This is a genomic window from uncultured Aggregatibacter sp., from assembly GCF_901873365.1.
GTDB lineage: Bacteria > Pseudomonadota > Gammaproteobacteria > Enterobacterales > Pasteurellaceae > Aggregatibacter.
Genome location: NZ_CABFLM010000088.1, coordinates 1 through 8,816 on the forward strand (window position 1 = coordinate 1; position 8,816 = coordinate 8,816).

Below are 8,816 nucleotides of genomic sequence, written 5' to 3' on the forward strand. Positions count from 1 at the left end.
ATCAATGATAGAGTGTCAACAAAAATTAGGAATTAATGATGTCTAGATTAGATAAAAGTAAAGTGATTAACAGCGCATTAGAGCTGCTTAATGAGGTCGGAATCGAAGGTTTAACAACCCGTAAACTCGCCCAGAAGCTAGGTGTAGAGCAGCCTACATTGTATTGGCATGTAAAAAATAAGCGGGCTTTGCTCGACGCCTTAGCCATTGAGATGTTAGATAGGCACCATACTCACTTTTGCCCTTTAGAAGGGGAAAGCTGGCAAGATTTTTTACGTAATAACGCTAAAAGTTTTAGATGTGCTTTACTAAGTCATCGCGATGGAGCAAAAGTACATTTAGGTACACGGCCTACAGAAAAACAGTATGAAACTCTCGAAAATCAATTAGCCTTTTTATGCCAACAAGGTTTTTCACTAGAGAATGCATTATATGCACTCAGCGCTGTGGGGCATTTTACTTTAGGTTGCGTATTGGAAGATCAAGAGCATCAAGTCGCTAAAGAAGAAAGGGAAACACCTACTACTGATAGTATGCCGCCATTATTACGACAAGCTATCGAATTATTTGATCACCAAGGTGCAGAGCCAGCCTTCTTATTCGGCCTTGAATTGATCATATGCGGATTAGAAAAACAACTTAAATGTGAAAGTGGGTCTTAAAAGCAGCATAACCTTTTTCCGTGATGGTAACTTCACGGTAACCAAGATGTCGAGTTAACCACCCTTTAGATTCATAAAGCGAAAATAATGCGGCTCCAACGTACCCACCTAAATGGAAACGGCGTTCACTCCAATCTAAACACGCACAACAGATTTTACGTGAATGTTTGGAAGGAACGTCAATTCCCATTTCATGAAAATATTGAATACCACTTAATGTGATCATTGAACCATTTTCAGTGATCCATTGCTGTTGACAAAGGGAATCATAGATCTTAACGGCAACTTCGCCAGCTAAATGATCATAGCAAGTACGTGCTTTTCGTAAATGCACTGGCGTGGAAACTTTGGCATGTACGCCATGGTTTAAGGAGATCCCCATCATACTTTCCATCAATTCAGCAATATCTTTTCCTGCTAGCCGAAAATAACGATGCTTGCCTTGAGCTACTACTGTGATTAGCTGGCAATCTAATAATTTAGATAAATGACTGCTCGCCGTTGAAGCTGATATATTCGCCACAGAACTTAGCTCAGTGGCCGTCCAAGCTCGCCCATCCATCAAAGCACTGAGTATTTTAACTCGTGAAATGTCAGACATAGCCGCCCCTATCGCGGCTATTGAGGACTCAAAGGTAACCTCTTTTCGTATTAAATTAGCCATCGCAAGTTCACTTTATTGCCCAAGGGAGCGTAACAGATGCAGCCATACTATCATTGTCCGTTATTAATATCAGTTGGTTAGCATGGTCACTGTATTGCACTAAAATATTAATGTTATTCTCCGCCAATACTCGTGCTATTTCGCCAAGTTCCCCCGGTTTTTCCTGTTTTAACTTACGAATTAATGGTGTCCGGATCGCAAGTACTAACAGTCCAGCTTGCTCTAGCGCTATTTTAGCTTCCTTTCCTTGTTCAACAAGAAAATGAGCATGGCATTCATCACCAACCGTAAATATCCCTCCCCCTTCCAATCCAATACCTTTATTACCTAATGTTTTTCCTAGTAATGCTAATTGTCCTATTTGATTATCTAAAACAACGTGAACATCAAACATTATCCTTGTCCTTTTTAAATGAATATTCGCGAGTAATATGAGCAATACTAATTTTGTAAAAATCAAATATTGACTCTCGCCCTTCTTGTTGAGCTTTCGCATGTAAAACATGATTTTTCCATTGCAGAACTGCGTATTCGTTTTCCCACCAAGATAGCGATAACATTTTTCCTTCTGTAGCTAGACTTTGAAAACGTTCAATTGAAATAAAACCAGCTACATGACTTAATAGTGGTCTTAACTCCTCAGCTAAAGTCAAATAGCGAGTTTGTTGGTCGGGTTGTATTTGCACCTCAAATATTACAGCAATCATATTTTTCTCCGTTATTAATCAACAAACAGAGTAATCCACCCGAAAATTAACACTTCGATAAGCAACGAAATATAGAAAGGTCATGCTGCTGTTTTATGTTGTATATCACACTTCTTTAAATTGCTCGGCCTGCGCTTATCATGTTCTCCTTCTCTTATAATTTTGTTTATTATTTATACTTTTTTATTTTTTGCTATCACCGAAAATAGTGCGGATCCCGCATGGTATTTAGGTTTACCCATCATTAAATACCATTGTTGTTATTTTAATCTTTTTAATATTTCATGATTAAGATCACACTAAAATTATGACCCTATTAACTAAAAGTTATGGATACCCTAATAAAACTCATTGTTAAAGATTAGTTAACCAAAGTAACTTCATTTTTCACTATTGTTAAATTGTTATAGTGAAAATTCTGGTAAACTAATAGAGGTAAAAAAATGATCCTAGATGCCAGTTATACATTATTAGTCGCATGTATCGCGCTACTCATAGGAATGTTTGTCGTAAAATTTACCCCGTTCCTACAAAAAAACCACATACCAGAAGCCGTCGTTGGTGGCTTTATTGTTGCAATTGTTCTGTTAATTATTGATAAAACATCAGGTTATTCGTTTACTTTTGATGCTTCATTGCAAAGTTTATTAATGCTCACATTCTTTTCCTCTATCGGGCTAAGTTCTGACTTTTCTCGACTGATTAAAGGAGGAAAGCCGTTAGTTCTATTAACTATTGCAGTAACGATCCTAATCGCCATTCAAAATACTGTCGGCATGAGTATGGCTGTCATGATGAATGAAAGTCCATTTATTGGCTTAATTGCAGGTTCAATTACTCTAACAGGTGGTCATGGTAATGCCGGAGCATGGGGCCCTATTCTCGCTGATAAATATGGTGTAACAGGCGCCGTTGAATTAGCGATGGCTTGTGCAACACTTGGATTAGTGTTGGGTGGTTTAGTTGGCGGCCCTGTTGCCCGTCATCTTTTGAAAAAGGTCTCTATTCCTAAAACAACCGAGCAAGAGCGCGACACTATCGTTGAAGCTTTTGAGCAACCAAGCGTCAAAAGAAAAATCAATGCAAATAACGTTATTGAAACCATTTCAATGCTGATTATCTGTATTGTTGTTGGTGGCTATATCAGTGCATTGTTTAAAGATACTTTTCTGCAACTGCCTACTTTTGTCTGGTGTTTATTTGTCGGTATTATTATCCGTAATACACTGACTCATGTATTTAAACACGAAGTGTTTGAGCCGACCGTCGATGTATTAGGTAGCGTTGCTTTATCGCTTTTCTTGGCAATGGCGTTAATGTCATTAAAATTTGGTCAATTGGCAAGCATGGCAGGGCCAGTATTAATTATCATTGCTGTACAAACTGTTGTCATGGTGCTATTTGCCTGCTTTGTCACCTTCAAAATGATGGGCAAAGATTATGATGCTGTCGTGATCAGCGCGGGTCACTGTGGCTTTGGTATGGGAGCAACACCAACAGCAATTGCGAATATGCAAACAGTCACAAAAGCATTTGGACCATCACATAAAGCTTTCCTTGTCGTTCCTATGGTCGGTGCCTTTATTGTTGATATTTCAAACAGTATCTTAATTAAAATATTTATTGAAATTGGTACATACTTTACCTAATAGCTACACACTACTCGGCGTACTTCTCCTAACAATTTATTATAGGGCAGTATGCCGAGCCGCTTTCTTACCCCGTATATTCCCCTAGTCAATCTATTTAGCTTGCACGTTTACGAATTAATTCTCGTGACAACTAAACCAAAATTTGAATTATGACGAGTATATCTGATTATTTATACTTTATTCGTTAGAATAGTCCGTAGAAATAAATAATCAGTAGGCTACATGGAATGAAATTAAGACATCTCGATATCTTTTATGCTGTAATGACTTGTGGTTCCTTAACGCGTGCGGCTGAAGTTTTACATATTTCTCAACCCGCGGCGAGTAAAGCACTCAAACATGCTGAGCACTGAGAGATCCCCTCATAATTTCCCCAAAACGTAACCATGTGTGAATAGATTTTGAGTAAGCAGGGTTGCAGCCACGAGTGAGTCTTCCCTTGTTATTGTGTAGCCAGAATGCCGCAAAACTTCCATGCCTAAGCGAACTGTTGAGAGTACGTTTCGATTTCTGACTGTGTTAGCCTGGAAGTGCTTGTCCCAACCTTGTTTCTGAGCATGAACGCCCGCAAGCCAACATGTTAGTTGAAGCATCAGGGCGATTAGCAGCATGATATCAAAACGCTCTGAGCTGCTCGTTCGGCTATGGCGTAGGCCTAGTCCGTAGGCAGGACTTTTCAAGTCTCGGAAGGTTTCTTCAATCTGCATTCGCTTCGAATAGATATTAACAAGTTGTTTGGGTGTTCGAATTTCAACAGGTAAGTTAGTTGCTAGAACCCATGGCTCCTTTGCCGACGCTGAGTAGATTTTAGGTGACGGGTGGTGACAATGAGTCCGTGTCGAGCGCTGATTTTTTCGGCCTTTAGAGCGAGATTTATACAATAGAATTTGGCATGAGATTGGATTGCTTTTAGTCAGCCTCTTATAGCCTAAAGTCTTTGAGTGACTAGATGACATATCATGTAAGTTGCTGATAGGTTTCCAGTTTTCCGCTCCTAGGTCTGCATATTGTACTTTTCCTCTTACTCGACTTAACCAGTACCAACCCAGCTTCTCAACGGATTTATACCATGGCACTTTAAAGCCAGCATCACTGACAATGAGCGGTGTGGTGTTACTCGGTAGAATGCTCGCAAGGTCGGCTAGAAATTGGTCATGAGCTTTCTTTGAACATTGCTCTGAAAGCGGGAACGCTTTCTCATAAAGAGTAACAGAACGACCGTGTAGTGCGACTGAAGCTCGCAATACCATAAGCCGTTTTTGCTCACGGATATCAGACCAGTCAACAAGTACAATGGGCATCGTATTGCCCGAACAGATAAAGCTAGCATGCCAACGGTATACAGCGAGTCGCTCTTTGTGGAGGTGACGATTACCTAACAATCGGTCGATTCGTTTGATGTTATGTTTTGTTCTCGCTTTGGTTGGCAGGTTACGGCCAAGTTCGGTAAGAGTGAGAGTTTTACAGTCAAGTAATGCGTGGCAAGCCAACGTTAAGCTGTTGAGTCGTTTTAAGTGTAATTCGGGGCAGAATTGGTAAAGAGAGTCGTGTAAAATATCGAGTTCGCACATCTTGTTGTCTGATTATTGATTTTTCGCGAAACCATTTGATCATATGACAAGATGTGTATCCACCTTAACTTAATGATTTTTACCAAAATCATTAGGGGATTCATCAGCGCAAAGCAGCCAATTTTTTTGCCAAATTGAAATGCCACTGTACAGGTTGCAAACGGTTAAGACTCAGTTGCACCACAGGGATATCGGCATCGGGATACAGAAACTTCAACACCGCCCATGCGCCATGATCAAAACCGCGCGTCGGATTCAGCTCCACATTTTCCGGCTGCAATAACGACCGCACTTGTTCCGCCAATTCAGGCGAACCGGGCGCGGGATATTGCACTTGGCTGAGTGCTTCAGGAAAACCGTAGAAATCGTAAATCATTTCAGGGTATTCACCTGAGGTCACCTGCAAACGGCTGCTATACCAATGCGCCGAAATCATCAAAATCGCTTTTGGTTTTGGAAAGTTTTGCGTAATTAGACTGAAATTCTGATTGAACGGATTTTCCTTATCCAACACATTCATCGGGCTACCATGCCCAACGAACAATACAGGCATTTTTTTCATGATTTACTCCTCGTTATCGGATACAGCAGATTGTACGGATAAATTTTTGGGCTGACGTAGATTAGCAGTTATGCTAGGCTACGAAAATGCAGATAACCAATTGTAAATTAAGCAATAGAGTTCAAAAGAAACTACTTGAATTTTTTGTACTCCAAGTTACCGCCCGTTCCGCTGCCAATATTTTGGGCATTCAGCCCAACTCCGCTATTCTGTTCTACCGCAAAATTCGTATGGTTATCAGCCATTATCTGGCCTTGGCTGCCGATGAGGTTTTCGAGGGTCCCGTCGAGCTGGACGAAAGCTATTTCGGCGGACGGCGTAAAGGCAGGCGTGGTCGCGGCGCGGCAGGAAAAGTGGTTGTCTTTGGCATTCTGAAACGCAACGGACGGGTCTATACCGTTGTCGTAGATAATGCCAAGTCCGATACTTTGATGCCTGTTATCAAACAGAAAATCATGCCGGACAGCATTGTTTACACGGATAGTCTGAGTAGCTATAACAAGTTAGACGTGAGCGGTTTCACCATTACCGCATCAACCATTCCAAGGAATTTGCCGACCGTCAGAACCACATTAACGGCATTGAGAACTTTTGGAATCAGGCAAAACGCGTCTTACGCAAATACAATGGAATCGATCGCAAATCGTTCCCGCTGTTCTTGAAAGAATGCGAATTTCGATTTAACTTCGGCACATCGTCTCAACAGCTTAAAATCCTGCAAAAATGGTGTGGAATTTAGGGCTAATCTACTAGTACAGCCCCTTAAAAAATTTTGATGGCGGTTGCTGCTGAAAAAGTAGGAATTGGATTTGAGAGAAGGTTTTTGCATATGCTGGTTTCGTGAAGGCCTACGCAGGATCAGCGTTGTCAGCGTTTTCGGGTATATGTTAATATTCTGCAAGGTATCTGTTTAATCATATTCGAACTTAGTTATCAATCATAATTATCAGTATCCGAAATTCCAGTTAATTAAATATTCAGAGACAATCGTTAAGATTGATTTAAGGATGAAAATGCAAGACCAAGAAAACATTAAAAACCAAGAAGAACAAGAAAACCAGCTAAAAGAAGACAATGGTGCCATGACCAAGTTGCAAGATGTGTTCAATCTTGCGCATGACCAAGCTCATCCCGATAAGATCGATGCCACCATCCGCGCCAATACTCGGGTGACCGGAACCAGTATGTGGGTATTGATGTTTGCCATTGCCGTGTCAAGTATCGGTCTGAATGTAAACAGCACGGCAGTAGTGATCGGCGCGATGTTGATTTCGCCGTTGATGGGGCCGATAGTCGGTATGGGTTACGGTTTGGCGGTAGGGGATACTGCGCTGATCCGTCAATCCGTGCGCAATATTATTATATTCGTCGTCATCAGCTTGATTACCGCTACGTTGTATTTCCTGTTAACCCCGCTTAAAGAGGCGCAAAGCGAGCTTTTGGCGCGTACTCAGCCGACCCTTTGGGATGTGTTGATTGCCTTCTTCGGCGGTAGTGCGGGTATTGTGGCGCTGACCCGAAAAGAAGGAGGCAATGCCATACCGGGTGTGGCGATTGCTACCGCATTGATGCCGCCCCTGTGTACTGCGGGCTACGGACTGGCACATGGCAACTGGCACTACTTTCTCGGTGCTTCATATCTTTTTGCCATCAACTGCGTATTCATCGCTTTTGCGACCTTGTTGTTTTCCAAGCTGCTCAAGCTGCCGCGCAGAGGGCTGGTAAAGGAATCCAAACGCCGGTTGCAAAGCATCATTATTACTGCCGTCGTACTTGCTGTCATGATTCCGAGCGGCTATATGGCATCAGGACTGGTGCGTCAGGAAATCTTCAACACCAGAGCCAATGCTGCCATTGCCACTGCGAAGCAACAGGAAGGTTTTTTCGTGCTGCGTAAGATGTTGAACCATAGAGAAAATAAAGTCAGTCTGGTTGTCAATGGAACGGGCAATGCCGAGAAAATTTCCGCCTTGCTGGTGAAAAGCCTTGAAGCGTCGGGGGTGAAAGAGCCGAAGGTCAACGTGGTCTATGCGGGAGGGAACAATGCCAAAATCAAAGAATTGCTGGCAAGCCAAAACAACCCGGTTCAGCAGCAAAATGAGCTGAAAGAGCAACAGGCCTATATCGATACCGTACTGGCAGGCAAAGCCTCCGATATCGACGATGCAGCGGTACTTAAGGAATTAAAAGCCCAATATCCGGAAGCGGAAAAAATCGTTGTCGGACGCGGCTTGGCTTGGGATAAAGCGCAAACAACGCCTGTTTCCGAACAGTCTGAAAGCCAAAAAAACGCAGAACCGAAGACAGATACATATGACGATATCGTCGTTGTCTCTCTCGAATTGGAGCAGCCATTACCTGCCAAAGATTACGAGCGGATACAGGCGTGGTTACGCCAGCGTTATGAGGGTAAGGTAGTGCGCATATTGCAAACGCACAAGTCTCAGACAGATAAACCGTCTAACGAATAATCGCCTTCAGGCTTTATACATTTCCGAGAAATCATTGATTGTTCCTAGTACACTAAATCCGCCTCAAACACGCCTCTCAAGGCGTTGGAGAGGCGGATTTTTTCTGCGCGTTCGAGCATGTCGCGGGTGATGTGTGTTTCGATGATGGTGTCCACGCCCAAGTAGGTTTGCAGCTGCTGCAACACGGCTTGGCGCATGATGCCGTTGAGGATATCCAAATCCAGAGACGGGGTGAGACGGGTGTTTTTGTGCATGTTCATGTTTCAGTATTCTCCTGGAAATACTGTAAACAACGCTACTAGTTTCTACAGCATCGAGTTGATAACGTTCGCCACACCGGCAAGGTTTTCTGCACCAAGGACGAGTTTGAGTTTCTCAAAGTCGATTTGGTCTTCCCCCCTGATAGCGCAAGCGTCCTCGCTTGTGTCATTACAATCCATTGTGGTTTCGGAGTTAGCAAAATCCCGAGGCAAGCTCACGAATAAAGTTTACCGGAAAAGTGATATTTGGCGATAAAGTGATTACCT

The 8,816-nt window shown here is 42.5% G+C and carries 9 protein-coding genes and 2 pseudogenes; 5 read left to right on the forward strand and 6 right to left on the reverse strand.

The window, feature by feature from the left end:
- Nucleotides 1-38: 38 nt before the first annotated feature.
- On the forward strand, nt 39-662 hold the full coding sequence (gene tetR(B) / locus QZ106_RS07960; protein ID WP_000088605.1) for a tetracycline resistance transcriptional repressor TetR(B): 624 nt from the start codon (nt 39-41) through the stop codon (nt 660-662).
- Here tetR(B) and QZ106_RS07965 read toward each other — a convergent pair.
- From QZ106_RS07965 to QZ106_RS07975, 3 genes are read right to left on the reverse strand one after another with little or no spacing between them, the layout of a single operon-like run.
- On the reverse strand, nt 640-1,326 hold the full coding sequence (locus tag QZ106_RS07965) for a helix-turn-helix transcriptional regulator (RefSeq protein WP_001284954.1): 687 nt from the start codon (nt 1,324-1,326) through the stop codon (nt 640-642). The two genes, tetR(B) and QZ106_RS07965, sit on opposite strands and share 23 nt — an antisense overlap.
- Nucleotides 1,327-1,333: 7 nt before the next feature.
- Nucleotides 1,334-1,720, reverse strand: a complete 387-nt coding sequence (locus QZ106_RS07970) for a hypothetical protein (RefSeq protein ID WP_000460651.1) — start codon at nt 1,718-1,720, stop codon at nt 1,334-1,336.
- Nucleotides 1,713-2,033, reverse strand: a complete 321-nt coding sequence (locus tag QZ106_RS07975; RefSeq protein ID WP_000562370.1) for an antibiotic biosynthesis monooxygenase — start codon at nt 2,031-2,033, stop codon at nt 1,713-1,715. The genes QZ106_RS07970 and QZ106_RS07975 overlap by 8 nt, the downstream gene beginning before the upstream one ends.
- A 443-nt stretch (nt 2,034-2,476) precedes the next feature.
- Here QZ106_RS07975 and gltS point away from each other — a divergent pair, with 443 nt between their 5' ends.
- Nucleotides 2,477-3,682 carry a sodium/glutamate symporter gene (gltS, locus tag QZ106_RS07980; RefSeq protein WP_000599533.1) on the forward strand — a complete coding sequence of 402 codons (1,206 nt, stop codon included), beginning with the start codon at nt 2,477-2,479 and terminating at the stop codon, nt 3,680-3,682.
- 230 nt (nt 3,683-3,912) lie between these two features.
- Nucleotides 3,913-4,038 (forward strand): LysR family transcriptional regulator, encoded by a 126-nt coding sequence (locus QZ106_RS10680; protein WP_001303004.1) that lies wholly within the window; start codon nt 3,913-3,915, stop codon nt 4,036-4,038.
- A 9-nt stretch (nt 4,039-4,047) separates the two neighbouring features.
- Here QZ106_RS10680 and QZ106_RS07985 read toward each other — a convergent pair whose 3' ends face one another.
- Both QZ106_RS07985 and QZ106_RS07990 read right to left on the reverse strand, forming a co-directional pair.
- Nucleotides 4,048-5,256 carry an IS4-like element ISVsa5 family transposase gene (locus QZ106_RS07985; protein ID WP_001339175.1) on the reverse strand — a complete coding sequence of 403 codons (1,209 nt, stop codon included), beginning with the start codon at nt 5,254-5,256 and terminating at the stop codon, nt 4,048-4,050.
- A 106-nt stretch (nt 5,257-5,362) separates the two neighbouring features.
- Nucleotides 5,363-5,818 (reverse strand): annotated as a pseudogene (locus tag QZ106_RS07990) (dioxygenase); the annotation flags it as partial.
- An 86-nt stretch (nt 5,819-5,904) separates the two neighbouring features.
- Between QZ106_RS07990 and QZ106_RS07995 the strand changes: the two are divergent.
- Both QZ106_RS07995 and QZ106_RS08000 read left to right on the forward strand, forming a co-directional pair.
- Nucleotides 5,905-6,557 (forward strand): annotated as a pseudogene (locus QZ106_RS07995) (IS1595 family transposase).
- 274 nt (nt 6,558-6,831) lie between these two features.
- A complete protein-coding gene (locus QZ106_RS08000) occupies nt 6,832-8,289 on the forward strand; it encodes a DUF389 domain-containing protein (RefSeq protein WP_295976274.1) in 1,458 nt (485 codons plus the stop codon).
- 44 nt (nt 8,290-8,333) lie between these two features.
- On the opposite strand, the gene QZ106_RS08005 is transcribed toward QZ106_RS08000, so the two are convergent.
- Entirely contained in the window at nt 8,334-8,549 is a 216-nt protein-coding gene (locus QZ106_RS08005; RefSeq protein WP_295976276.1) for an aminotransferase class IV, read from the reverse strand.
- Nucleotides 8,550-8,816: the final 267 nt, after the last annotated feature.